31 protein-coding genes and 1 tRNA gene are annotated in these 23,267 nt (G+C 56.3%); 14 read left to right on the top strand and 18 right to left on the bottom strand.

Annotated features, from left to right (window positions below; genetic code table 11):
- The first annotated feature begins 342 nt into the window (after nucleotides 1-342).
- The 8 genes from CJU81_RS21360 to CJU81_RS21395 all read left to right on the top strand — a co-directional run bounded on the left by CJU81_RS21360 (nucleotide 343) and on the right by CJU81_RS21395 (nucleotide 3,656).
- Nucleotides 343-522 (top strand): hypothetical protein, encoded by a 180-nt coding sequence (locus CJU81_RS21360; RefSeq protein WP_095025797.1) that lies wholly within the window; start codon nucleotides 343-345, stop codon nucleotides 520-522.
- Nucleotides 519-1,112 carry a hypothetical protein gene (locus CJU81_RS21365; protein ID WP_095038150.1) on the top strand — a complete coding sequence of 198 codons (594 nt, stop codon included), beginning with the start codon at nucleotides 519-521 and terminating at the stop codon, nucleotides 1,110-1,112. Before CJU81_RS21360 ends, CJU81_RS21365 begins: the two co-directional genes overlap by 4 nt.
- 8 nt (nucleotides 1,113-1,120) lie before the next feature.
- Complete coding sequence (locus tag CJU81_RS21370; RefSeq protein ID WP_095038151.1) at nucleotides 1,121-1,405, top strand: phage antirepressor KilAC domain-containing protein; 285 nt, start codon at nucleotides 1,121-1,123, stop codon at nucleotides 1,403-1,405.
- A gap of 25 nt (nucleotides 1,406-1,430) precedes the next feature.
- On the top strand, nucleotides 1,431-1,571 hold the full coding sequence (locus CJU81_RS24115; RefSeq protein ID WP_176464892.1) for a hypothetical protein: 141 nt from the start codon (nucleotides 1,431-1,433) through the stop codon (nucleotides 1,569-1,571).
- The gene (locus CJU81_RS21375) at nucleotides 1,564-1,890 is read left to right on the top strand and encodes a pyocin activator PrtN family protein (protein ID WP_095038152.1); all 327 of its coding nucleotides are present in this window, start codon (nucleotides 1,564-1,566) and stop codon (nucleotides 1,888-1,890) included. The genes CJU81_RS24115 and CJU81_RS21375 overlap by 8 nt, the downstream gene beginning before the upstream one ends.
- Nucleotides 1,891-1,932: 42 nt before the next feature.
- Nucleotides 1,933-2,070: a hypothetical protein gene (locus CJU81_RS24120; protein ID WP_176464893.1), complete on the top strand. Its 138-nt coding sequence runs from the start codon at nucleotides 1,933-1,935 to the stop codon at nucleotides 2,068-2,070.
- Between the two features lie 261 nt (nucleotides 2,071-2,331).
- Nucleotides 2,332-2,544, top strand: a complete 213-nt coding sequence (locus tag CJU81_RS21390) for a hypothetical protein (RefSeq protein ID WP_095038154.1) — start codon at nucleotides 2,332-2,334, stop codon at nucleotides 2,542-2,544.
- Complete coding sequence (locus tag CJU81_RS21395) at nucleotides 2,544-3,656, top strand: phage integrase Arm DNA-binding domain-containing protein (RefSeq protein WP_095038155.1); 1,113 nt, start codon at nucleotides 2,544-2,546, stop codon at nucleotides 3,654-3,656. The genes CJU81_RS21390 and CJU81_RS21395 overlap by 1 nt, the downstream gene beginning before the upstream one ends.
- An 87-nt stretch (nucleotides 3,657-3,743) precedes the next feature.
- Here CJU81_RS21395 and CJU81_RS21400 read toward each other — a convergent pair.
- From CJU81_RS21400 to thrS, 9 genes are all read right to left on the bottom strand, one after another.
- A tRNA-Pro gene (locus tag CJU81_RS21400) sits at nucleotides 3,744-3,820 on the bottom strand.
- A 79-nt stretch (nucleotides 3,821-3,899) separates the two neighbouring features.
- Nucleotides 3,900-4,256 carry a MerR family transcriptional regulator gene (locus CJU81_RS21405; RefSeq protein ID WP_016781403.1) on the bottom strand — a complete coding sequence of 119 codons (357 nt, stop codon included), beginning with the start codon at nucleotides 4,254-4,256 and terminating at the stop codon, nucleotides 3,900-3,902.
- Nucleotides 4,237-4,539 carry an integration host factor subunit alpha gene (gene ihfA, locus CJU81_RS21410; protein ID WP_002553164.1) on the bottom strand — a complete coding sequence of 101 codons (303 nt, stop codon included), beginning with the start codon at nucleotides 4,537-4,539 and terminating at the stop codon, nucleotides 4,237-4,239. The genes CJU81_RS21405 and ihfA overlap by 20 nt, the downstream gene beginning before the upstream one ends.
- A 3-nt stretch (nucleotides 4,540-4,542) precedes the next feature.
- Nucleotides 4,543-6,921: a phenylalanine--tRNA ligase subunit beta gene (gene pheT / locus CJU81_RS21415; protein WP_095038156.1), complete on the bottom strand. Its 2,379-nt coding sequence runs from the start codon at nucleotides 6,919-6,921 to the stop codon at nucleotides 4,543-4,545.
- 26 nt (nucleotides 6,922-6,947) lie between these two features.
- Complete coding sequence (gene pheS / locus CJU81_RS21420) at nucleotides 6,948-7,964, bottom strand: phenylalanine--tRNA ligase subunit alpha (protein WP_048383162.1); 1,017 nt, start codon at nucleotides 7,962-7,964, stop codon at nucleotides 6,948-6,950.
- 109 nt (nucleotides 7,965-8,073) lie between these two features.
- The gene (gene rplT, locus CJU81_RS21425; RefSeq protein ID WP_003442184.1) at nucleotides 8,074-8,430 is read right to left on the bottom strand and encodes a 50S ribosomal protein L20; all 357 of its coding nucleotides are present in this window, start codon (nucleotides 8,428-8,430) and stop codon (nucleotides 8,074-8,076) included.
- 28 nt (nucleotides 8,431-8,458) lie between these two features.
- Nucleotides 8,459-8,653 carry a 50S ribosomal protein L35 gene (rpmI, locus tag CJU81_RS21430; protein WP_003442181.1) on the bottom strand — a complete coding sequence of 65 codons (195 nt, stop codon included), beginning with the start codon at nucleotides 8,651-8,653 and terminating at the stop codon, nucleotides 8,459-8,461.
- A 59-nt stretch (nucleotides 8,654-8,712) separates the two neighbouring features.
- Nucleotides 8,713-9,264, bottom strand: coding sequence for a translation initiation factor IF-3 (gene infC / locus CJU81_RS21435; protein ID WP_169916631.1), 552 nt, complete (start codon nucleotides 9,262-9,264; stop codon nucleotides 8,713-8,715).
- On the bottom strand, nucleotides 9,264-11,186 hold the full coding sequence (gene thrS / locus CJU81_RS21440; RefSeq protein WP_095038157.1) for a threonine--tRNA ligase: 1,923 nt from the start codon (nucleotides 11,184-11,186) through the stop codon (nucleotides 9,264-9,266). The genes infC and thrS overlap by 1 nt, the downstream gene beginning before the upstream one ends.
- Before the next feature lie 364 nt (nucleotides 11,187-11,550).
- Here thrS and CJU81_RS21445 point away from each other — a divergent pair, with 364 nt between their 5' ends.
- The gene (locus CJU81_RS21445) at nucleotides 11,551-11,853 is read left to right on the top strand and encodes a hypothetical protein (protein WP_095028610.1); all 303 of its coding nucleotides are present in this window, start codon (nucleotides 11,551-11,553) and stop codon (nucleotides 11,851-11,853) included.
- Nucleotides 11,854-12,146: 293 nt separating this feature from the next.
- Entirely contained in the window at nucleotides 12,147-12,359 is a 213-nt protein-coding gene (locus tag CJU81_RS21450) for a cold-shock protein (protein ID WP_003179963.1), read from the top strand.
- Nucleotides 12,360-12,429: 70 nt separating this feature from the next.
- Here the strand turns inward: CJU81_RS21450 and CJU81_RS21455 are convergent, their stop codons facing one another.
- Together CJU81_RS21455 and CJU81_RS21460 are read right to left on the bottom strand one after the other, a co-directional pair.
- Nucleotides 12,430-12,738, bottom strand: a complete 309-nt coding sequence (locus tag CJU81_RS21455; RefSeq protein WP_095028611.1) for an I78 family peptidase inhibitor — start codon at nucleotides 12,736-12,738, stop codon at nucleotides 12,430-12,432.
- A gap of 160 nt (nucleotides 12,739-12,898) precedes the next feature.
- Nucleotides 12,899-13,204 (bottom strand): hypothetical protein, encoded by a 306-nt coding sequence (locus CJU81_RS21460; RefSeq protein ID WP_095038158.1) that lies wholly within the window; start codon nucleotides 13,202-13,204, stop codon nucleotides 12,899-12,901.
- Nucleotides 13,205-13,364: 160 nt separating this feature from the next.
- Between CJU81_RS21460 and CJU81_RS21465 the strand changes: the two genes are divergently transcribed.
- Nucleotides 13,365-13,565, top strand: a complete 201-nt coding sequence (locus tag CJU81_RS21465; RefSeq protein WP_095028613.1) for a hypothetical protein — start codon at nucleotides 13,365-13,367, stop codon at nucleotides 13,563-13,565.
- Nucleotides 13,566-13,582: 17 nt separating this feature from the next.
- Here CJU81_RS21465 and CJU81_RS21470 read toward each other — a convergent pair whose 3' ends face one another.
- The 7 genes from CJU81_RS21470 to CJU81_RS21500 are packed head-to-tail and all read right to left on the bottom strand — an operon-like array spanning nucleotide 13,583 to nucleotide 20,542.
- Nucleotides 13,583-14,611: a nucleoside hydrolase gene (locus CJU81_RS21470; RefSeq protein WP_095038159.1), complete on the bottom strand. Its 1,029-nt coding sequence runs from the start codon at nucleotides 14,609-14,611 to the stop codon at nucleotides 13,583-13,585.
- 21 nt (nucleotides 14,612-14,632) lie between these two features.
- On the bottom strand, nucleotides 14,633-15,037 hold the full coding sequence (rbsD, locus tag CJU81_RS21475) for a D-ribose pyranase (protein ID WP_095038160.1): 405 nt from the start codon (nucleotides 15,035-15,037) through the stop codon (nucleotides 14,633-14,635).
- Nucleotides 15,034-15,954, bottom strand: coding sequence for a ribokinase (gene rbsK, locus CJU81_RS21480; RefSeq protein WP_095038161.1), 921 nt, complete (start codon nucleotides 15,952-15,954; stop codon nucleotides 15,034-15,036). The genes rbsD and rbsK overlap by 4 nt, the downstream gene beginning before the upstream one ends.
- A 10-nt stretch (nucleotides 15,955-15,964) precedes the next feature.
- Nucleotides 15,965-16,999, bottom strand: coding sequence for a LacI family DNA-binding transcriptional regulator (locus CJU81_RS21485; RefSeq protein ID WP_095038162.1), 1,035 nt, complete (start codon nucleotides 16,997-16,999; stop codon nucleotides 15,965-15,967).
- Between the two features lie 3 nt (nucleotides 17,000-17,002).
- Nucleotides 17,003-17,980: an ABC transporter permease gene (locus tag CJU81_RS21490; RefSeq protein ID WP_095038163.1), complete on the bottom strand. Its 978-nt coding sequence runs from the start codon at nucleotides 17,978-17,980 to the stop codon at nucleotides 17,003-17,005.
- Nucleotides 17,977-19,533: a sugar ABC transporter ATP-binding protein gene (locus CJU81_RS21495; protein WP_095038164.1), complete on the bottom strand. Its 1,557-nt coding sequence runs from the start codon at nucleotides 19,531-19,533 to the stop codon at nucleotides 17,977-17,979. The genes CJU81_RS21490 and CJU81_RS21495 overlap by 4 nt, the downstream gene beginning before the upstream one ends.
- Nucleotides 19,534-19,588: 55 nt before the next feature.
- Entirely contained in the window at nucleotides 19,589-20,542 is a 954-nt protein-coding gene (locus CJU81_RS21500; RefSeq protein WP_095038165.1) for a sugar ABC transporter substrate-binding protein, read from the bottom strand.
- A 441-nt stretch (nucleotides 20,543-20,983) separates the two neighbouring features.
- Here CJU81_RS21500 and CJU81_RS21505 point away from each other — a divergent pair, with 441 nt between their 5' ends.
- The 3 genes from CJU81_RS21505 to CJU81_RS21515 all read left to right on the top strand — a co-directional run bounded on the left by CJU81_RS21505 (nucleotide 20,984) and on the right by CJU81_RS21515 (nucleotide 23,181).
- Nucleotides 20,984-22,063 carry an asparaginase gene (locus tag CJU81_RS21505; RefSeq protein ID WP_095038166.1) on the top strand — a complete coding sequence of 360 codons (1,080 nt, stop codon included), beginning with the start codon at nucleotides 20,984-20,986 and terminating at the stop codon, nucleotides 22,061-22,063.
- A gap of 172 nt (nucleotides 22,064-22,235) precedes the next feature.
- Nucleotides 22,236-22,487, top strand: coding sequence for a DUF1654 domain-containing protein (locus CJU81_RS21510; protein WP_095001985.1), 252 nt, complete (start codon nucleotides 22,236-22,238; stop codon nucleotides 22,485-22,487).
- 4 nt (nucleotides 22,488-22,491) lie between these two features.
- Entirely contained in the window at nucleotides 22,492-23,181 is a 690-nt protein-coding gene (locus CJU81_RS21515; protein WP_095038167.1) for an endonuclease, read from the top strand.
- Nucleotides 23,182-23,267: the final 86 nt, after the last annotated feature.

Below are 23,267 nucleotides of genomic sequence, written 5' to 3' on the forward strand. Positions count from 1 at the left end.
TCGCTGGTTGCTCATGGCACCTCCTAATGGGCCTCATTTTAAGGCTTGGAGGTGTCTACGAAACTAGGGGCGATTCATCCTTCTCCTTTCTCGTAATGAGTAACTTACTCGTTTGCATTGGAAACAATCCAGAAACGAAGTCTTTCTCATAAAATTCTAAAGTCTTAGACACTTTCAATCTCTCTTTAATATATTCAAAGCGCTTAATAGCATAATTCGCAACACATAGGTATCAATAAGCCATCACCCAGCCCTCTTAATCGAAAAATGATCGCCTATTGACTAATAGCAACCACTGGTTGATATTTGTCTCACTCTCCCACCACAGAGCGAGGCAACACCATGCACACCACAGCAACCCTGCACGTCCACCCAGCGTGCGCCAGTAACCGTCGACTGATCGAGCAGCTGCAAGCCACCACCGGCTGTCTGGTCATCCTCCACAACCGCAAGCCCCGGCTGGTCCCGCACAGCAAGCACCCTGCCCCATTCGATCCGAACAACGGGGGGCATGCAGCATGAACCGGTTTGCTTTGGCTGATAAAACCCTTCGCCTGCTGGCTGCGCAGGTCAATTTGAACGGCACGTTTAACCACTCGTGCATTTTCAAAAATACCAACCTTCCGTTGATATTCGTGCTGCAGGTTGAGCGTAGCTCCACCAACACGCTTTTCACCATTGTTACCGGCGACGAGAAGCACAGCCTGACGGTGAACGACGCCGACAAAGACAAGCACCTGGTGCTCGCTGACTTTATTGAGTCCATCGCCACTGGCCGCATGGACACTGCCGAGCCGGCAACACCGCGCGTGCATGCTGAATCTGTCGACCGCGGCCAGCTACTGGATACCCATCAACAAGAACAGTTGCACCAGCTGGTACGCCAAGGCGGCTCGCTGAAGCTCGATATCGGTCTGGATGAGGCTGTCAGCCTGGCAGTGCATCGCACGCAGAGCCGCAAAGGCATCACGGCGATTCTCGTCGCCGGCGACAGTTGCCCGCGCACTCAGTGCTTTACAGCCTATGGCAACGATCAGCACAGCTTTAACCGGCTGCTGCAGTCGCTCGATCACTTGGTTGCGTCGGCCGCTCCTGCCGCGCTCGCAGCTTAGGGGGTGTTATGGAACGTACCCTCGCCAAAGCCGCCACCTGTCTGGGCACTACCCGGCCAAAGCTGATCAAGTTGATGCGTGAAAAAGGTCTGCTCAACGAGCGCAACTTGCCGGCCTTCCCCGTTCGGGACCGCGAGTATTTGCGGATAAAGGACAGCAACTGGTTCCACGCTGAACTCGGTATGCAATACAGCCAATCAACCCGGGTACGTCAGCCCGGCATCGCTTGGCTGGCCGAGCAGTTGGGCCTGGCCCTTCCAGCAATTCCGGCTGATCACCGTGACGTGGCCTAGGGAATACGCTCGGCAGATCGTGGCCATGCCGACACGCGAGGAGCGCAACGCTGCGCTCCTTGAAGTGCCGGAACATTTGCGCGAGCTGACCAAGCGCCACTGCCTGAATGCCTGGAACCACCCGGCACGTCACCCACCGAAAGCGAGTACGCCAGCCCATGAGTAATGCCAACCAAAGCCCGCTGCGGCTATTGCCTGCACCAGATGCGGCCACCGTAGAGCTGCTGTATCGCAACTTCGGTGATGTGCTGATCCCCCTCGACAAGCTGCGCGTGCAGTACTTCCGCCATCTCAACGAGCAGTCGTTTGCAGCAGAGATCATCAGCGGCCGGATTCAATTGCCCGTGACCACCCTCGACAGCAGCCGCAAGGCCCCCAAGTTCGCTCATATCCGGCACGTTGCCGCGCTGATCGATATCCGCGCGTACAAGGCTGACGAAGAGCTGGCCAGGTCACAAACCGATACCCCGAACCAAGACGATTAGCCAGGCGCTGCCACCACCAGCGCTGTACCAGGAGCACACCACATGACCCCTACCCAGATCTGTGCGCTGATCTTTTTGATATTGAACGTGGCCTTGCTGTATTGGCTCGGCTACCGCAACGGCCTGGCCGATGGCCGCAAGCATCAACCCGAACCCCGCACCCGGAGAAAAGCGGCATGACGCACTTACTGACCAACCGCTTGCCCCTGCCCGCTTTGCTCCGCAACGCCAACGGGATCGACACGCCTGTAAAAAACAGTCTCTGCTGCGCAGCAGCAGGCATTACTAAAGCTTTTTGCGCCACTGCGTGGGTGCTTATACCCCACATAAAGCTGCGCAAGGCAGCCCACCTTAGTGCCCCGCTGAACGCTAGCACTCGCCCGTCCGCGCAGCCTGTGATGGGGTATACGCACCCAGGCACCGCTATTGAAGGGGATGACCATGCGTAAAGAGCTGATCAAGATTAGCGAATACCAACGCCGCCGCTGGGGCGAAAACGGGACACCGCTCTGCTCACAAGCCATCCGTAATTACATCCGCAACGGAAAGCTGCCGGGTGAGCAGATAGGCTCGCTCTGGTATGTGGACTGGAAGGCACTGAACATAGCTGACGGCAACGATCTGGTCGCTATGGTGCTAAGAGGAGTTGCCTGATGGCTCCTCGGCCACGCAACAGTGCGAACAAGCACCTGCCGCAGAACCTGTACTTTGATCCACGGCGCTCGACCTACCGCTACCGTCGCCCCAGCGACGGTAAGTGGTTTCAATTCGGCACCGACCGGATCAGGGCCATTGATGCCGCAAAACAGCTCAACCTGGCCTTTATGCAAGGCGCCGATCTCTTCCGTTCCGTCATAGGTAATCCGTCGGGCTCCTTTGCTGGCTTTCTGGATAAATACGAAGCCGAGATATTGCCACCGCGCGAGCTGGCCAAGGGTACGCTCGGGTTGTACGCCGTTCACTTCAGACGCTTTCGAAAGTATTTCGAGGGCAAAGCCGTCGATCAAATAACCATACGCATGGTTGCCGAGTTACTGGACACACTGACCCCCAGGAGTGCCAATCAAAGCCGCGCCCTGCTGGTGGACATTTTCAATCATGCCGCGTCCAAAGGCTTATGCCCGGATAACCCGGCATCGAGCACCATCAACCGTATCGAGAAGAAGCAACGCAAACGCCATACCGTGGAAGGCCTGAAGGCGATCAGGGAGGTGGCCCCACCCTGGCTGCGCAACGCCATCGACTTGGCACTGATCACTGCTCAGCGGCGCTCAGACATTCTGGACATGCGCTTTGACGGAGTGCGTGATGGGTTTCTGTACCTGGTACAAAAGAAGACAGCCAAGGCCAGTGATACCGCGTGGATTCGTTTCAAGGTGACTGACGAACTGCAGACCGTCATAACCCGCTGCCAGGACAATATCGCGTCCCCCTTCCTGATTCATCGTAAGCCACAACGACTGCTACAGAAACAGGCCCAGACAAAAGAGCACTGGACCAAGATTGAAGAACGCTACCTGACCCAAGCCTTCAAAGATGCACGAGACCTGGCAGGCTGTTACGCAGATTGGAAAGAAGAGGAAATGCCGGGCTTTCACGAAGTGCGCGCGCTGTCGTTGCACCTGTACAAAAAAGCCGGAAAAGATGGTCAAACCATTGCAGGCCATGCCAGCGAGACCATGACCAAAAATTACCAGAAAGACCACGCCGATGTGATCTGGTCGGATGCGATTCCAGACCTGAATATCAGTGAAATCACCGGATAGTTTTGCGCGCATTTTGCGCCAGTTTTGCGCAGGCCAGAAACGAGAAAGGGGATCAAGCACCTAAGTACTTGATCCCCTTACAGAATATGGTCGGGACGGAGTGATTCGAACACTCGACCCCTAGCACCCCATGCTAGTGCGCTACCGGACTGCGCTACGCCCCGACTAGGCGTTATAACTTGCTAGAACGTCGAGAAATATACCTTAAGCTTTTGAAATACGGAAGTATTTTAAAAGCTTTGGTTACTTTTTCAGGACCTGCAAAACATCTTCAAGCTCGCTAATCGTTTGCCGAATTAACTGCTTGTACTGCGTCGTGTCATCTTTGGCTTCATCACCAGAAAGCCGCAAGCGCGCCCCGCCAATGGTGAAGCCTTGATCATAAAGCAACGCTCGAATCTGCCGGATCATCAGCACATCCTGGCGCTGATAATACCGGCGGTTTCCGCGACGTTTTACGGGGTTGAGCTGAGGAAATTCTTGTTCCCAATAGCGCAGCACATGCGGTTTTACACCACACAGCTCGCTGACTTCGCCAATGGCGAAGTAGCGTTTGCCAGGGATCGGCGGGAGCTCGTCGTTATGACTTGGTTCCAGCATAAGCCTCTACTCGGGCCTTCAACTTCTGCCCTGGACGAAAAGTGACTACACGGCGAGCCGTGATCGGGATTTCTTCTCCCGTTTTCGGATTGCGGCCAGGCCGCTGTCGCTTGTCACGCAGATCAAAGTTGCCAAAACCTGACAGTTTGACCTGCTCGTTGTCTTCAAGAGCGTGCCTGATTTCTTCAAAAAACAGCTCAACCAATTCTTTGGCTTCGCGTTTATTCAGGCCCAATTCCTCATAAAGACGTTCCGCCATCTCAGCTTTTGTCAGAGCCCCCATACGTCACTTCCTTAGCGTGGCGTTCAACCTTTGTTCGAGCGAGGTGAGGATGTTTTGCGTTGTGGCGTTCACCTCATCGTCATTAAGAGTGCGCGATGGATGCTGCCAGGTCAAGCCAACTGCAAGGCTTTTTCTATGCGGATCAATGCCTTTACCCTGGTAAACATCAAATAACCTTAGGTCCGTGAGCCATTCGCCTGCATTTTCACGAATTACATCCAGTACTGCACTGGCTGCAACGTCACGATCGGCCAACAACGCCAGGTCACGACGCACTTCAGGAAAGCGCGATAACTCGTGGAATTTAGGCATTTTGCCCAGGGCCACTTCTGCCAGAACCAGTTCAAAAACAAACACTGGGCGGTCAAGGCCAAGATTTTTTGACAGCTCAGGATGGATGGCACCAACGTAGCCCACTTCGCGACCGTCACGCTCAATTCGTGCTGTCTGCCCCGGATGCAGGGCAGGATGCTTGCCCGGCACAAAGGTGAAGGCGTCCAGTGCACCGGCAAAACCGAGCACCGCTTCTACATCAGCCTTGACGTCGAAGAAGTCGACTACATCACGACCTTGAGCCCAACCTTCAGGCAGACGGCTGCCGCAAACCACACCCGCCAGCATCGGCTCTTGCTTGAGACCTTCAAGCTGGCCGACAAAGCGCAGGCCGCTTTCAAACAGGCGAACGCGATCTTGCTGACGGTTCAGGTTGTGCTGCAATGACTTGACGAGGCCTGGCCACAACGAGGCACGCATGGCGGCCATGTCGTTTGAAATCGGGTTGGCCAGCAAAAGCGGTTCAACACCCGGGCTAAACAGTTCGAACTGTTTCGGGTCGATGAAGCTGTAGGTAATCGCTTCCTGATAACCACGAGCGACCAGCAAACGACGCAACTCCGGGAGGTCGCTACGCGCTTCAGCTTTGGCTTGTGGTGCCAGGCGAGCTTGCGGATAACGAACCGGCAGGCGGTTGTAGCCGTACAGGCGAGCCAGCTCTTCGATCAGGTCAACTTCCAGGCTGATATCGAAGCGATGGCTTGGCACTTCTACGCGCCATTGCCCTGCCCCTTCAGCGGTGATGATCAGGCCCAGGGCGCTGAGCAGACGCTCAACTTCCGCCGCATCCATTTCCATGCCGAGCATCTGGCTGATACGCGCTGCACGCAATGTGATCGGTGCAATCGACGGCAGATACTGCTCGCTGACGGTTTCAACGATCGGGCCAGCTTCGCCACCAGTGATTTCCAGCAGCAGGCCAGTGGCGCGCTCCATGGCTTCACGGGCCAGCTTCCAGTCCACGCCACGCTCGTAACGGTGCGAAGCATCGGTGTGCAGGCCGTAGGAGCGGGCCTTGCCAGCAACGGCGATTTGATCGAAGAAAGCACTTTCAAGGAACACATCACGGGTCTTGCCCGTCACACCACTGTGCTCGCCACCCATGACGCCGGCAATGGCCAAGGCACGGGTATGGTCTGCGATGACCAGCGTGTCGCTGCGCAGGGAGACTTCCTGGCCGTCGAGCAATACCAGCTTCTCGCCTTCTTCGGCCATGCGCACACGAATGCCGCCATTGATCTCGGCAAGGTCAAACGCGTGCAACGGCTGACCCAGTTCCAACATGACATAGTTGGTAATGTCTACAGCGGCATCGATGCTGCGCACGTCGGCGCGACGCAGGCGCTCAACCATCCACAGCGGGGTCGGCCGGGACAGGTCGACATTGCGGATTACCCGACCCAGATAGCGCGGGCATGCGGCAGGTGCCAGCACTTCAACCGGACGCACTTCTTCGTGTATCGCAGGCACTGGCACAACAACAGGGCGAGTCACCTGGGCGTTGTACAAAGCGCCCACTTCACGAGCCAGACCTGCCAGGGACAGGCAGTCGCCACGGTTAGGTGTGAGATCGACTTCGATGCTGGCGTCTTCAAGCCCCAGGTACACACGAATGTCTTCACCCACCGGCGCATCGGCCGGCAGCTCCATCAGACCGTCGTTGCCCTCGCCCACTTGCAGCTCTGCTTGCGAGCACAGCATGCCGTTGGACTCGACGCCACGCAGCTTGGCCTTCTTGATCTTGAAGTCGCCCGGCAGTTCAGCACCGATCATGGCAAACGGAATCTTCAGGCCCGGACGCACATTAGGTGCACCGCAAACGACCTGAAAAGTCTCGGAACCATTGCTGACCTGGCAAACGCGAAGCTTGTCGGCATCAGGGTGCTGCTCGGTGCTCAGCACCTCGCCCACCACCACACCACTGAAAACACCGGCGGCCGGCGTTACGCTGTCGACCTCAAGACCGGCCATCGACAGACGAGCAACCAGCTCGTCGCGACCTACCTGCGGGTTTACCCAACCACGCAGCCATTGTTCACTGAATTTCATCCTGCTCTCCTAAGAATTCGTTACGACTAGCGAAATTGCGCAAGGAACCGCAAGTCGTTGTCGAAGAACAGACGCAAGTCGTTCACGCCGTAACGCAGCATGGCCAGACGCTCAACGCCCATGCCGAAGGCAAAGCCCGAAAACTCTTCCGGATCGATCCCGGACATGCGCAGCACGTTCGGATGGACCATGCCGCAGCCCATGACTTCCAGCCAGCCTGTCTGCTTGCAGACACGGCAGCCTTTACCGCTGCACATCACGCATTCCATATCCACTTCAGCGGAAGGCTCGGTGAACGGGAAGTAGGATGGGCGGAAACGCACGGCCAGTTCTTTTTCGAAGAACACCCGCAGGAACTCTTCGATGGTCCCTTTCAGGTCCGCGAAGTTGATATCGCGATCGACCAGCAGGCCTTCTACCTGGTGGAACATCGGCGAATGGGTGATATCGGAGTCGCTACGATACACACGGCCCGGGCAGACAATGCGGATCGGCGGCTGCTTGGATTCCATGGTGCGGACCTGTACCGGCGAGGTATGGGTGCGCAACAACATGTTGGCATTGAAATAGAAGGTGTCATGCATCGACCGGGCCGGGTGATGGCCTGGGATGTTGAGCGCCTCGAAGTTGTGATAGTCGTCTTCGACCTCAGGGCCTTCGGCGATGCCGTAGCCAATGTGGGTAAAGAACTGTTCGATACGTTCCAGAGTCCGGGTTACCGGATGCAGACCGCCAGAGGTCTGGCCACGGCCAGGCAGGGTCACGTCAATGGACTCGGCAGACAGTTTGGCGGCTAGATCAGCCTCTTCAAACAGTGCCTTGCGCGCATTGAGAACCTCTGTGACACGTTCCTTGGCAACGTTGATCAGAGCACCCACCTGCGGACGCTCTTCTGCCGGCAGATTGCCCAGGGTCTTCATCACCTGAGTCAATTCACCCTTTTTGCCAAGGTATTGAACCCGGATTTGCTCCAGGGCATTGATATCTTCAGCGCTTTGCACAGCCTCTAGTGCTTGAGAGACCAGCGCATCCAGGTTTTCCATGTACAGACTCCAGATACAAAATAGGGGAAGAGCTTGAAGGCTCTTCCCCTATTTAAGACGTTTAGCACCTGGGCTCACACAGGCAAGCCCAGGTGAATGTCGGGGATACTTAAGCCAAGGTGGCTTTAGCTTTCTCGACAATCGCAGCAAACGCCGCTTTTTCGTTCACTGCCAGATCAGACAGAACCTTACGGTCGATCTCAATGGAAGCTTTTTTCAGGCCGGCGATGAAACGGCTGTAAGACAGACCGTTGATACGTGCACCAGCGTTGATACGAGCGATCCACAGAGCGCGGAACTGACGTTTTTTCTGACGACGGTCACGGTAGGCGTATTGGCCTGCCTTGATTACCGCTTGCTTGGCAACACGGAATACGCGTGAGCGTGCGCCGTAGTAGCCTTTAGCCAGTTTCAGAATTTTTTTGTGACGTTTACGGGCGACAACGCCACGCTTTACACGAGCCATGAGTTACTTCCTCTATTCTTGACCGAAATTAGCAAAGGCGCAGCATGCGCTTCACTTTTGCCACGTCAGACGGATGCAGCAAGCTGCTACCGCGCAATTGACGCTTACGCTTAGTCGACATTTTGGTCAGGATGTGGCTCTTGAAAGCGTGCTTGTGCTTGATGCCGTTAGCAGTTTTCAGAAACCGCTTAGCAGCACCACTCTTAGTTTTCATCTTTGGCATGTTCGGTACTCCGCATTCAGTTGATAAACATAATCAAAAGGCCTGCCGTGCCCTAGTGATTACTTCTTCTTTTTCGGGGCGATGACCATAATCAGTTGGCGTCCTTCCATCTTAGGATGCTGTTCGACGGTCCCGTATTCAGCAAGGTCAGCTTCAACCCGCTTCAACAGTTCCATACCCAGCTCCTGGTGGGCCATCTCACGGCCGCGGAATCGTAACGATACCTTGGCCCTGTCCCCATCACTCAGGAAACGTACCAGGTTGCGCAGTTTTACCTGGTAATCCCCTTCCTCCGTCCCTGGACGAAACTTGATTTCTTTAACCTGAATCTGTTTCTGGTTTTTCTTTGCAGCAGCAACCTGTTTCTTCTTTTCGAAGATAGATTTGCCGTAGTCCATCAGCTTGCAAACTGGGGGTACTGCATCAGCGGAAATTTCCACCAAATCCAGTTTGGCCTCTTCAGCTTTAAGAAGCGCGTCTTCAATTGACACAATCCCAAGCTGCTCGCCTTCAGCCCCAATTAACCGAACCTCGCGTGCAGAGATATTCTCGTTGATCGGGGCTTTCGGTGCAGCTCGTTTATCTTGTCTCATTTCACGCTTAATAATAATTACTCCGAATCATGGCGACCACGCCGGGAAACCGCTTGTGCGAGGAATTCAGCGAATTGCGCGACGGGCATCGAGCCCAGGTCAGCACCTTCACGTGTACGCACAGCGACAGTCTGCATCTCGACTTCCCGATCTCCGATAACCAAGAGATAAGGAACCTTGAGCAAAGTATGCTCGCGGATTTTAAAGCCGATCTTTTCATTTCTCAAGTCAGACTTGGCACGAAATCCGCTCTGATTGAGAGTTTTTTCAACTTCTGCAGCAAAATCTGCCTGTTTGTCAGTGATATTCATGATCACTGCCTGAGTCGGCGCTAGCCACGCAGGGAACGCACCTTCGTAATGCTCAATCAGAATTCCGATGAAGCGTTCGAACGATCCGAGGATCGCACGGTGCAGCATAACGGGTTGCTTGCGACTGTTGTCTTCAGACACATATTCTGCGCCAAGACGGATCGGCAGGTTGAAATCGAGCTGCAGGGTACCACATTGCCAGACACGACCCAGACAATCTTTCAGAGAAAATTCAATCTTGGGCCCGTAAAAGGCACCCTCGCCCGGCTGCAAATCATAAGCCAGGCCAGCGCTATCAAGGGCTGAAGCCAGTGCGCTTTCAGCGCGATCCCACAGCTCATCAGAACCAACGCGCTTTTCAGGACGCGTCGACAGCTTGAGTTCAATGTCCTTGAACCCGAAGTCTGCGTACACATCCAGCGTCAGCTTGATAAAGGCAGCAGACTCGGCCTGCATCTGCTCTTCAGTGCAGAAAATATGCGCATCGTCCTGCGTAAAGCCTCGAACACGCATGATGCCGTGCAAGGCACCCGACGGCTCATTACGATGGCAAGCGCCAAATTCTGCCAGACGCAGTGGCAGCTCACGGTAGCTTTTCAGGCCCTGATTGAACACTTGCACGTGGCAAGGGCAGTTCATCGGCTTGATCGCGTAATCGCGGCTTTCCGACTGAGTCGTAAACATGTTGTCGGCGTAGTTGGCCCAGTGCCCGGACTTTTCCCACAAGCTGCGATCTACTACCTGGGGAGTCTTGATCTCCAGATAACCGTTTTCGCGCTGCACTTTACGCATGTACTGCTCAAGCACCTGATAAAGCGTCCAGCCATTAGGGTGCCAGAACACCATGCCCGGGGCTTCTTCCTGGGTGTGAAACAGACCAAGACGTTTGCCGATTTTACGGTGATCGCGCTTTTCAGCTTCTTCAATGCGCAGGACGTATGCCGCCAGCTGCTTTTTGTCAGCCCAAGCCGTGCCGTAGATACGCTGCAGCTGCTCGTTCTTGGCATCGCCACGCCAGTAGGCGCCCGACAGCTTGGTCAGCTTGAACGACTTCAGGAAGCGCGTGTTGGGCACGTGAGGGCCACGGCACATGTCGACGTACTCTTCATGGAAGTACAAACCCATGGCCTGTTCGTTCGGCATGTCTTCGATCAAGCGCAGCTTGTAGTCTTCGCCACGGGAAGAAAACAGCTCAATGACTTCGGCACGCGGAGTCACTTTTTTGATGACGTCGTAGTCTTTTTCGATCAGCTGCTGCATGCGCTGCTCGATAGCGGCCATGTCATCCGGGGTGAACGGACGCTCATAGGCGATATCGTAGTAGAAGCCTTCATCGATAACCGGACCGATAACCATTTTGGCCGTCGGAAACAGCTGCTTCACCGCATGGCCGACCAGGTGGGCGCAAGAGTGACGAATGATCTCCAGCCCCTCTTCGTCCTTGGGCGTGATGATTTGCAGGGTGGCGTCGTTTTCAATCAGGTCACAGGCATCTACCAGCTTGCCGTTGACCTTGCCGGCCACGGTGGCTTTTGCCAGGCCCGCGCCAATTGAAGCGGCAACCTCGGCTACGGAGACTGGATGATCGAAAGAGCGTTGACTGCCGTCGGGAAGAGTAATAGTTGGCATGGCGCCTCCTCTCCTAGTGGTGACCCCTACCAAAGGTCACGTGGGTTGGGATGAGCCAGTACGCGATTCGGTGGTATGCCTGCCTCACAGTGGCAGGAGCCTTGCGGCCAACCGAAAACCGAACCAGAGTGACTGGAGTTCAAATCAAAAAGGTTAATGGCACTGCAGTGCGGATCAAGGAACACGCACATGCACAAAATAGCCAAGGGCGGCATGCTAGCACAGATGGAGGGCGCCTGTTGCCCACCCTGCCCTGCATCGGCGATAAAGCGGGGTTTTTTACAAAAGGGTGAACTTGAGCTGCACTAACCTCTCAGATACTCAGTGATACACACTCGGTCTTAATGCCTACAAGGAGCATCTTATGCGCACGATCCGCTTACTCGCCTTCGCAGCCCCACTGGCGCTGCTGCTACCCCTGAGCGCCCAGGCCGACAACTGGCCGGCCGGCGCCAAAAAAGACTACATGAAGGACTGCGTAGCGGCAGCCAGCCAAAGTGTTGACGCAAAAACTGCCCAGCAGCATTGCGCATGCGGCGCGGACAAACTGTCAGAGAAGTTTACGACAGCCGAGATCACACAGCTGATGAGCAAGACCACCCAGCCTAGTGCAGAGCTTCGTACCCGGGCTCTGGATGCAATTCAGGCCTGCCGGGCCAAAAAATAACCTCTGCGTTCAAGGTCGATTTGAGCCTTGCCGGGAGTAAAAACAGCCAAAAACGCTCTTTCGCGTAAAAAATATTGATTCTCGACTGCTTTTTTTCTAACTTCCTTTAGCCCTCAAACCCCCATAAACCGGGGGTTTCGAGCGTTTCGAAGAGCAGAAGGGCGTTAACATTGCAGCATTCTGTAGCTCAGGGGGGCTCCCAAAGCGCACATTTCGACTATGATACCTCGGTGTGCCCAGTTGGCCTGAGCAGCACAGTACTACTGAAAATATAAGTTTCTTGGAGATACACCATGTCTAATCGCCAAACCGGCACCGTAAAATGGTTCAACGATGAAAAAGGCTTCGGCTTCATCACTCCTCAAGGTGGCGGTGACGACCTGTTCGTACACTTCAAAGCTATCGAAAGCGACGGTTTCAAAAGCCTGAAAGAAGGCCAAACCGTTTCCTTCGTGGCTGAGAAAGGCCAAAAGGGTATGCAAGCTGCACAGGTTCGTCCGGAGTAAATCTCCCTCGAACAAAAAAACCCCGTCCATGTGACGGGGTTTTTTATGCCTGATGCAATATCAGGCCAGGTTAGCCGCAGTTAACCCGGGTAATGATGCCAGAGTCGTCTGCATTGAGATTGAGACGGTCAGAGCGGTACTCAAGCGTCATCACGTCATGCGGCATCAAAATACGTGCGTTCTGCGCACCAGCCTTGATACGGGCCTGCTCCAAAAGCTGCGCCGAAGCTTTTTGACCGACTGCAAATGCTGCTGATTTAGCATCGCAACGGCTATGCCCTGCGTCAGCAACAGGCTCCTTGACCGAACTTGCGGTGCTGCACCCGGACAGCGCCAAGACCGCCAACAACGAACCCAATGACACTAGCTTCCAAGACATGAAGCCTCCTTAAGATGAATAGTCTGAACCCTTGCGACAGCTTTTTCGCACATAGGTTGCATGGCGCCTGATAGCGCCCCCCTGATTGGCCAGCCCCGGCAAGTGTGCCCGAGCCGGTTTTTACCGTACGCCCACAATCATTGCCAAATATGTGTTGGCATTAGTAAACATCAATGTAATCGAACGGCGGATTGGGCCAGTTGTCCTTGAGGGCATTGAAAATCTGCATGACCCAGACCTCGTCGCTTGCTGCAACTTTTCCGACATAGCCAGAACCTGCCGCCCAAGTCTCCAGCCTGAACAGCAGACCGTCGGTATCGACGCCTCCTACAACTCCCGAAGAAATATAGGCAACACCCGTTTTGGTCACGCGCAACTGGGTATGAACATCGTCACTGGCCGAGGCCAGCAACTGACGCACAGCGCCAAGAGTAAAGCCCTCAGGGTTGCTTAGATCAATTTGCATGGCCCGCACCGCTCCTAAAAAAGTGCAAGTGTGGCACGCGGCCAGGGGGTCATGGGCATTGGGACGTGCATAAAAGCAATATTTACTTCGCTCTGTTCATAGCGAAACGGCGACTTTTTGCTAAAATCGCCTTTTCACGCCCCTTTCCCATGAGCACCCCATGACAACAGTCAGCATCGATGCAGATATCAAGGCCAAGTGGCATCAAGGACAATGCTCATACAGCCCTGGCAGCCCTGAAGAGCTGGCCATTATCGGCATCGACCTTTTGGTCAGAGAGCTGGGCACCGAAGCAGCCCGCGCGTTTGTCAGCCAGGTGTTCGAAAAGTACAAACAGACCGAACCTGCCAGGCTGACATAACGGCGCGTCGCCTCAACTCACTTCAGCCGGCCCAGACGCGCGGTGAGCAAGTCGAAAAAGCCCTGCGCGTCGCCATTTTCGACCCAAAAGGCATTTTTGGGCTGGTTCAACGTGTTGTACCAGTCCGGGATGGTCTGGCCAAAGGTCGGCCCTTCGCGAGTATCAACGACCAGGTTGACTTCGCGCCCGGAAAACAACGCCGGATTGAGTAAGTAGGCAATCACACTGGCATCGTGAACAGGGCCGCCAGGCAATCCGTAGTGCGCCATGTCGCCTTTGACATACTCATTGAGAATATCGCCCACCAGTTTCCCGGCCGTATTGCCCAGCGAAGCGATCTGCTTCAGACGCGCCTCGCTGGTGAGGATCTTGTGAGTCACATCCAGTGGCACATAGGTCAGTTTTACCCCGCTCTTCAACACCACATCCGCCGCATGCGGATCCGCATAAAGGTTGAACTCGGCGACCGGAGTGATATTGCCACCATTGAAATGGGCACCGCCCATGACCACGACTTCCTTGATCCCCTGGGTGATTTCAGGGGCCTGAATCAAGGCCAGGGCCAGGTTTGTCTGCGGGCCGAGCATGGCAATGGTCACGCTGCCAGGCTTGGCTGCACGCAAAGTATCAATCAGATAATTGACCGCATTGCCGGTTTCGAGCCCTTTGGCAGGCTCATGCACAGGCACCCCTGTGACGCCTTCCTGGCCGTGGATATTCTCGGCGTAAATCGGCGTGCGCACCAATGGCTTGGGCGCCCCGGCATACACCGGTACGTCTTCGCGCCCCGCCCACTCCCGGGCCAGCCGGGCATTGCGCGAGGTCTTGTCGAGTCGCACGTTGCCCGCCACGGTGGTAATGGCGCGCACCTGCAATTGCTCGGGTGAGGCCAGTGCCAGCAGCAGAGCGACCACATCATCGGCGCCCGGGTCCGTGTCGATGATCAAATCGATCTTGTCGGCAGCTTGAACACTCGACATGGTGATGGCGGACACGAACAAGACACTCCTGATCAATGGCTGAAAAATCCGGGTAAAACGTGGCATGACAACTCCCTGGTTTGGTATCTAAAAAGTCACGCCTGCGACCAAGGCAATGTTGCAGTACGGGCGACACTCTCCCGTACGAACAATCACTTTTGCCTGCAGGCATAGTTCCTTGAAAGCATTATGGGTGAGCAGGCTCCTGGAGCCCAACTCGCCCTTGCCCGCCTGCTCGTCAATACATGACAACGCCGGGCATGGCGCTTGTAACAACTCCGTGGCGAGCACGTGGCTTTGCACCTGCATCTCACTGAGCAAGGTGCGCAACGTGCTGGCAACATCAGGCACACCTTGTGTCAGGGCCAGATCAATCAGTTCGATGCCCTTGGGCACCGGCAAACCGGCATCGGCAATCACCACGATGTCGCCATGCCCCAGCGACGCAACCAGCCGCGACAAGGCAATATTAAGTAACGGTGTTTTTTTCATGGTGCCTTGAAACCCTCAACATCACGCAACAATGGAATAGAGGGCTGGGCCCCCGCCCGAGTGACCGACAACGCCGCGGCAACCTGCGCAAAGCGGATCGCATCGTCTTCCTCCATACCCGCCGCCAGGGCAGCAGAGAAACCGCCGACAAATGTATCGCCCGCCGCCGTGGCATCCACCGCCTCGACCTTGGGCGCGGCAAAGTGCATGACTCGGCGGGCGCTGACAAACAACGCCCCCTGCGCACCCAGGGTGACAATCACCTTGCCCGCGCCCAGCTCGATCAATCGGCGAGCAGCCCGCCCGGCCGACTCAAGGCAGTCAACTGCCACACCGCTGAGCGCCGACGCTTCGCTCTCATTCGGGATCAGATAGTCGATGGCGCCATACCAGTGCCCGGGCAGCGGGCCACTGACCGGCGCGGGGTTGAGGATCACCACCTTGCCCAGCTCACGGCCACGCACGAGCATGCAACCGACTGTTTCCATCGGCACTTCAAGCTGGCAAACGAACACATCTGCGCCTTGCAAGACGTGATCGAACGCGCGGATATCTTTCGGTTCAAGGCAGCCATTGGCCCCGGGCACAACCACAATGGTGTTCTGGCTGCGGGCATCCACCGTGATCAGTGCCACGCCGCTGGCACTGCCAGGCACGGTGCGTACCGCCTGGCAATCCACCCGGTCAGCCTGCAAGCCGTCGCGCAACTGCACGCCATAGGCGTCGTCGCCGACACAGCCGAGCATTGCCACCCGCGCACCCAGGCGCGACGCGGCCACCGCCTGGTTCGCTCCTTTGCCACCGTGCACGGTGGCAAAGGACTGGCCGAATACCGTTTCCCCCGGGCGCGGCAATCTTTCGGTACGTGTGACCAGATCCATATTCAGACTGCCTGCAACCACAACATTCGCTTGCATGTATCGACACTCATCCAGTGATTGTTTGGGGGGATTTCAACGGCACTTGCGCATACGCCCTGGTGGACTCGCGCAGCACAATGTCGGGCTTGACGATCCGCTGCTCCACCGCCCGCTCGGGTTCGGCAATACGGCGCAACAACAACTGGGCCGCCATCTCGCCCAATTGCAGAATCGACTGCCCGACGGTCGTCAGCGACGGATAGACATAACGGCTCATCTGTACGTCATCAAAGCCAATCACCGACAACTGCTGTGGCACACGGATATTGCGCTCGGCTGCCGCTCGCAATACGCCGATGCCCATCATGTCGTTGCAGGCAAAAATGGCCGAGGGCGGGTTGTGCTGCAGCAGGCTGACCGCCGCGCTGTAGCCACCGACACTGCTGAAGTCGCTTTCGACCATCCAGTGAGCGCTAGGCGTCACACCTGCCTCCTCCAGCGCGCGCCGATACCCGGCCATACGCAACTGCGCAACCCGGGTGGCGGCGGGCCCGCCAATGCAGGCAATCGCACGATGCCCCAGATCGAGCAAGTGCTGCGTGGCCAGATAAGCTCCCAGCTCGTGATCGATGCACACCAGGTCGGCCTCAACACCTTCAAGGCTGCGATCGACAATCACCATCGGCGTGCGCACCCCGACCAGGCCGCTGGCCAGCCCAAGGTCGCCCGCGGATGAAGCGACCACCAGCCCGTCCACGCGCTTTTCAAGCAGTACCCGCAGGTAATTGCGCTGCTTGACCGGGTCATCATCACAGTTGCACAGGATCACGCAGTAGTTGTTACGCTCACAGTAATCCTCGATACCGCGCGCCAGCTCGGCAAAGTACGGGTTCAGGCTATTGGCCACCAACAGGCCGATAGTCGCCGTGGTCTTGGCCTTGAGCGAACGTGCTACAGCGCTGGGTACATACTCCAGGTGCGCAATGGCTTGCTCAACCTTCAAGCGCACGGGCTCACTGACCGGGCGAGTTTTATTCAGAACATGAGAAACTGTCGTGTACGAAATGCCCGCCATTGCCGCGACATCTTTAATCGTTGCCATTGCTCAATTCCGTCGCTGTGCACGTTGACTGCGGTAAGTATCCAATACCACTGCTATCACAATGACAGCACCGGTAATAATACGCTTGGTCGGCTCCGTCGCGCCGATTTGAGCCAGCCCCGCGGCCAACACTGAAATAATCAGCACACCAAAAAACGTGCTGATAACCGAGCCGCGCCCACCCATCAAGCTGGTACCACCAATCACTACGGCGGCAATAACCTGCAGTTCAAGACCAGATCCGGCATTGGGATCTGCCGCCTCAAGGCGCGATATCTGGAACAGCGCCGCCACACCGGCTAACAAGCCCATGAGGCTAAAGACCAAAATCTTGTAGGGCTTTGGATTAATGCCAGCCAGGCGGACCGCTTCTTCGTTGGTACCAATGCCGATCAGATAACGCCCGAACACCGTGCGCGTCAGCACCGCCTGGGCGATGACAATAATCAGTAAGGCGATAATGAACGCGGGCGAAATACCGAAGGCCACCGGATTGGAAAGCCAGGCGAAGGCGTCGCCGATATAGGCCGTACGCGAGCCTGTCAGCTGGTAGGCCGCCCCCCGGGCCATTTCCAGCACCCCTAGCGAGACAATAAAAGACGGGATTTTCCAGGCCACCGTAATGGAGCCCGTAATCGTACCCGCGAGGGCTGCACAACACATGCCCAGCAGCGCGGCAGGCATCACACCCCAGCCCCAGCCCAGAATCGCAACGCTCACCGCCGACGCCGCCAGGGCCAACACCGAGCCCACCGACAGATCGATACCGCCGATGATCAACACAAAAGTCATGCCGACCGACAACACCATCAAGTCGGGGATCTGGTTGGCCAGCGTGCTGAGGGTGTCATAAGAGAAAAAATGGTCACTGATGCTGGAAAACAGGATGATCATGGCCAGCAAGGCGCCTGCCAACCCGAGGTAGGGGCCCATTGCGTAATAGTTATGTGCACTTTTTTGCGGCACGCGGGTAGCGTTCATGAGGCTTCCTTTGGCGTGGCTTCAGCGAGCAACGCATCTCGTTTTTGATAACCGGCAAAAGCCGCCGCCAGCAACTGTTCCTGGCTCCAGTTGTCACGCTCAAACGTATCGATCAGGCGGCCAGCAGACAGCACGCCGATGCGGTCACAAATCAACATAAGCTCGCGAAGGTCGCTCGATACAACCACCAGCGCCTTGCCCTTGCGTGTCAACTCGCCCAGCAACCGGTAAATATCGAACTTGGCGCCAATATCGATACCACGCGTGGGCTCATCGAACAGCAAGACCGAACAGTCGCGCTCCAACCAGCGGCCAATGACGACCTTCTGCTGGTTGCCACCGGACAGTTGCGACACCACTTGTTCCGGGCCGCTGCTGCGGATGCCCATGGCGTCTATCTGCCGCCGGGCCAGTGCGGCCTCCTGCGTAGCGTTGACCAGGCCACTGCTGGAGATGCGATCCATGTTGCCCAGACCGATGTTGACGCTGATCGACTGGGTCAGCAGCAAGCCTTCGCCCTTGCGGTCCTCGGTAATCAGCGCGATGCCCTGCCGCACGGCATCTGCAGGGGAACGAACAGTCACCACCTGCACGGGAGCGCCCACTGCAACCGTGCCGCTGTCGGCCACGTCGGCACCGTAGATCAACCGCAACAGCTCGGTGCGCCCAGCCCCGATCAGCCCGGAAATACCGAAAATTTCGCCTTTTCTGACTTTAAACGATACATCCCGCACCTTGTCCGAGCGGCTGATACCACAGACTTCAAGCGCTGTTTCACCCAAGGTTCGCACGCCCAAATCCAGTTGATCCCCCAGCTCGCGACCCACCATCAAGTTGACCAACTGTTCGCTGCTGTAATTGGCAATGGGTTCGACGCATACCAGACAACCATCGCGCAATACGGCAATCCGCTGCGCCACACGCGCCAGCTCTTCAAGTCGGTGGGAGATATACACAATGGCCACGCCACGAGCCTGCAACCGTTCGATTTGCACAAAGAGCATTTCAACTTCACGGGCGGTGAGCATGGCCGTGGGCTCATCGAGGATCAGCACATGGCAATCGCCAATCAGGTTGCGCGCAATCTCGACCATCTGCTGATGGCCAATCCCCAACTCCCCGACCAGGGTGTCAGGGTCAATCGCCTCCAGACCCACCTGGCTCATGGCCTCAATGGCCGCCTTGCGCAACTGCTTGCGGCTGATCCAGCCCATGCGCCCGGGCAACTTGTCCAGAAACAGGTTTTCCGCCACCGTCAGCGTGGGCAGCAGGTTCAGTTCCTGCATGACCATGCGCACACCCAACTGCTCGGCCTGTGCACGACTGCCCGGGGCATAGGCCTGGCCATTGAATTGCATGTGCCCCAGAGTCGGCAGCTCCAGGCCACCGATAATCTTCGACAGCGTGCTTTTACCGGCGCCGTTTTCACCGGTCAGGGCCAGCACTTCGCCGCGTTGCAGCGACAGTTCGATACCGGCCAGGACCGGCTGCTGCGTGTAGGTTTTACCAATCCCGCTGACCGTGAGGACCACGCTGGCATCAGGAGCAGACATGAGAGTTCTCCGGGCACCTGCCCGACCGGGCAAGTGCCTGTGACAGCGAGTGGGATTACTTGTTGATGACCAGCTCGACAGGGGTGTCGATGACACCGTCCTTGAGGTTTTCAACCGGCTCTTTTCTGACCAGTTTGAGCGCCGTTTCGATGCCATAAACCGCCTGCTTGGCGGCAGCCTGATCGGCGGTCGCCAGCACGCGGCCATCCTTGAGCATGGGCTTTATCGCATCGATGTTGTCATAGCCGACCACTTGCACCTTGCCGACCTTGCCTGCGGCACGAATAGCCGAGACTGCGCCCAGTGCCATGCTGTCATTGCCCGCCAGGATGGCCTTCAGGTTCGGATACTCGCTGAGCATGCCTGCCGCGACTTTGTTGCCACCGTCGATTTCCCAGTTGCCCGACTGCACCGGCACAATTTTCATCCCGGCGGCGCTCATCGCATCCTTGAAACCAGCCGTGCGCATTTGCGCATTGGTGGTGGTCGATACGCCCTCGATGATCCCGACCTCATCGCCGGCCTGCAGCCTGGTGGCCAGATACTCGCCAACCTCACGCGCACCCTGCCTGTTGTTAGGCCCTACAAACGGCACGTCGAGCCCTTTGCCTTTCAGCACCTGGGGGTCGAGCTGGTTGTCGATATTGACCACCACAATACCGCGATCACTGGCCTTTTTGATCGCTGACACCAGCGCCTTGGAGTCCGCAGGTGCAATCAGCAGCGCATCGACCTTGGCAATGATCATCTGATTGATAATGTCGATCTGACCTGCCGTATCAGTTTCATTTTTGATCCCGTTGGAAATCAGGTCGAAACTGGCCGAATTGGCCTTTTGATAGTCTTCGCCACCCTTTTGCATGGTGACAAAGAACTCGTTTGCCAACGATTTCATCACCAGCCCGACTTTGGGTTTTTGTGCCGTATCGGCATGCGCGACAGGGAGGGTAAGGGATGCCGCAGCCAGCATGGCGACAGCAAGGAGGCGTCCAGCAAATGGCAGCTTCATGGGGGTAACTCCGATCTTATGATTATTGTGAGTAACGTCCAGCTCGCACACGCTTGAACACCAAAAGCTGTATGACTGGCATCAAACTATGTGTGAGTGCCTGGAAATACACCCTCAAAAAAGCGGCGCAAACGTTTGCTAGGCCCTAACTATGGAAAGCCATCCGTTATTTGTCAACGTGAAAAAAGACCCGCAGGAAAACAGTCTGGCATTCGACTCTCCGAACAAAAAAACCACTTTCGTTCGGAAAACCGTCCGACGTGTTTTCCAGAGCGCCAGTCACTGAAATAAATGCTAATAAATCAATACGTTATGTATGCCTCTTGGCTCTTCTCTTACTGGCACAAATAGTGCTTTTCTATCTCGACGCATGACCAATAAATGGCACATGCCGTGCAGAGTGTGCATCCATCGGCACACTCACTAATAAGAGAAAAAACAATGAAAAGTGCTGTATTGAAAAGCTTTGTTCCGGGTGCACTGGCCCTTCTGCTGGCACTGCCAGCAGCTCATGCGCAAGAGGCTGTCAGCAAGCCCAACGTGATCATTCTGGCCACTGGCGGGACTATCGCCGGTGCAGGCGCCAGCGCTGCCAACAGCGCCACTTACACTGCCGCCAAAGTCGGTATCGACAAACTGATCGCCGGCGTCCCCGAGTTGAGCCAACTGGCCAACGTGCGCGGCGAGCAAGTGATGCAAATCGCATCCGAGAGCATCACCAACGAAAACCTGCTGCAGCTGGGCCGCCGGGTAGCCGAGCTGGCTGACAGCAAGGATGTCGACGGTATTGTAATCACCCACGGCACCGACACCCTGGAAGAAACCGCCTACTTCCTGAATCTGGTCGAAAAAACCGACAAGCCCATTGTGGTAGTCGGCTCCATGCGCCCGGGCACCGCCATGTCGGCTGATGGCATGCTGAACCTGTACAACGCCGTTGCCGTTGCCGGCAGCAAAGAGGCACGCGGCAAAGGCGTGCTGGTCACCATGAACGACGAAATCCAGTCCGGCCGTGATGTCAGCAAAATGATCAACATCAAGACCGAAGCCTTCAAAAGCCCATGGGGCCCGCTGGGCATGGTCGTTGAAGGCAAGTCCTACTGGTTCCGCTTGCCAGCCAAGCGCCACACCATGGATTCCGAGTTCGACATCAAGAACATCAAAAGCCTGCCAAACGTAGGCATCGCCTACTCCTACGGCAATGTGGACGACACCGCCTACAAGGCACTGGCACAGTCCGGCGCCAAAGCCATCATCCACGCAGGCACCGGCAACGGTTCAGTGTCCTCCAGCGTAGTGCCTACCCTGCAGGCACTGCGTAAGGATGGCGTACAAATCATTCGTTCTTCCCACGTAAATAGCGGCGGCTTCGTACTGCGTAACGCAGAACAGCCTGACGACAAAAACGACTGGGTTGTTGCCCATGACCTGAACCCGCAAAAAGCACGCATCCTGGCAATGGTCGCTCTGACCAAGACCCAGGACAGCAAAGAACTGCAACGCATCTTCTGGGAATACTGAGTGCTTGCTTGACGCCTTGATGCGCTGAACAAGCAAGGCCGCCTCCCCTGTGGGAGGCGGCCTTTTTATTGGCTGGACAAAAGCTGAGGCACAACCGCAGTTGCACCAAACAGTTGCCAAATGTGGCGCAGTTAAATACTGTATGCGCATACAGCACACCAAGGATCGCATCATGGCTAAAAAAGCGGCGAAAGAGCCGACCCCACCGAGCCCCTACGAAATTTTCGGCACGCGTATACAAAAAATCATCAGTTCGCCCAAAGCGCAAAAAGACAAAATGGCAGTACTTGAGCGACTCGAAGGCGATAACCCGGAGTTCTGGGAACGCCTGCTCGAAGAAATCTCCGAAAACGATAACGTTACCGTCGCCCATCGTGATGATGGCGGCGTAAATGTTTTCTGGACCGTGCTTGAGGAAGACTGAGTCAATGAGGGTTTGTTTACTGCTACTGCTCGGTCTTTTCACCGTTTCAAGTGCACAGGCCGCGGCCCCTGAAACCTTCAGCGAAGCCAAGAAGGTTGCCTGGAAGCTCTACGCGCCGCAGTCCACCGAGTTCTACTGCGGTTGCAAATACACTGGCAACCGTGTCGACCTGAAAGCCTGCGGTTACATCCCGCGTAAAAATGCCAACCGTGCCGCGCGTATCGAGTGGGAGCATATCGTTCCCGCCTGGCAGATCGGTCACCAGCGCCAATGCTGGCAAAGTGGCGGGCGAAAGAACTGCACACGTAACGACCCGGTGTACATGGTCGCGGAAGCCGACCTGCACAACCTGGTGCCCAGCATCGGTGAAGTCAATGGAGACCGCAGCAACTTCAGTTTCGGCTGGTTGCCCGAGCAAAAGGGCCAATATGGCTCGTGCCTGACACAGGTCGATTTCAAGTCCAAAAAGGTCATGCCCCGCCCCTCCATTCGCGGGATGATCGCGCGCACCTACTTTTACATGAGCAAGCAATACAACTTGCGCCTGTCAAAACAGGATCGCCAACTTTACGAAGCCTGGAATAAAACCTACCCGGCACAAGCCTGGGAACGTCAGCGCAACCAGGCGGTTGCCTGCGTGATGGGCCGTGGCAACGAGTTCGTTGGCCCGGTCAACCTCAAAGCCTGCGGTTGACAACTACCCTGCCTGCGCCTGCCTTGAGCCCTGCACACAGTGGCGGCTCAAGGTGTTTCCCGATCCTGTCCGGGGATACCTTCAGT

Origin of the sequence: Pseudomonas fragi (assembly GCF_002269505.1) — a bacterium.
Lineage (GTDB): Bacteria > Pseudomonadota > Gammaproteobacteria > Pseudomonadales > Pseudomonadaceae > Aquipseudomonas > Aquipseudomonas fragi_D.